This is a genomic window from Vibrio sp. 03_296 (assembly GCF_002265885.1).
The window spans coordinates 1-499 of the sequence record NZ_NPKW01000246.1 but is presented as its reverse complement, the minus strand read 5'-3'; the positions used below and the strand labels follow the sequence as shown (position 1 = coordinate 499).

At 47.2% G+C, this 499-nt stretch carries 1 protein-coding gene and 1 pseudogene; one reads left to right on the top strand and one right to left on the bottom strand.

All coding sequences use genetic code 11. The annotated features are described in order from the left end of the window. Positions 1 to 287, top strand: a pseudogene (gene cca / locus CIK04_RS23725) (multifunctional CCA tRNA nucleotidyl transferase/2'3'-cyclic phosphodiesterase/2'nucleotidase/phosphatase); the annotation flags it as partial. Between the two features lie 65 nt (positions 288 to 352). Here cca and CIK04_RS23720 read toward each other — a convergent pair. Continuing rightward, positions 353 to 499 (bottom strand): undecaprenyl-diphosphate phosphatase (locus CIK04_RS23720; protein WP_325205752.1); only part of this gene is annotated, 147 nt, incomplete at its 5' end.

The following is a 499-nucleotide window of genomic DNA, read 5'->3' as shown; positions in this document are numbered from 1 at the left end:
GAGCTCAAGACCGCAGCCATAGCAAAATTTTCAACAAACTGGATGTGTGGCGCAAAGCGGAGCGATTAAACGATATCCTCCTTTGTTGCCAAGCCGATCATGCTGGTCGCCAAGGCCTGCAAGATCATCCTTACCCTCAAGCAGAACGGATCCAGTTAGCGTATCAAGCCGCGCTCTCTGTCGAGGTGCAATCGGTCATTCAGGATGGGTTTAAAGGGCCTGCTATTCGTGATGAACAGGAAAGAAGACGCATTGAAGCAGTGAAAGCAGCGCTGCTGAACGCTTAAAAAACATAACGCCCACGGTTTCCTGTAGGGCGCTGATRATGATTATGCGATCGAGTCGATCGAGATTAAGCCATTAATAGGTAAGCAAATAAGCCGACACCTAAGATCAATCGGTAGATCACAAATGGCGTCATGCCCATACGTGAAATCATCTTCAAGAAAAGGTGAATACACAGATAGGCGCTAATAAAGGAAGTGACTATACCGGTTAG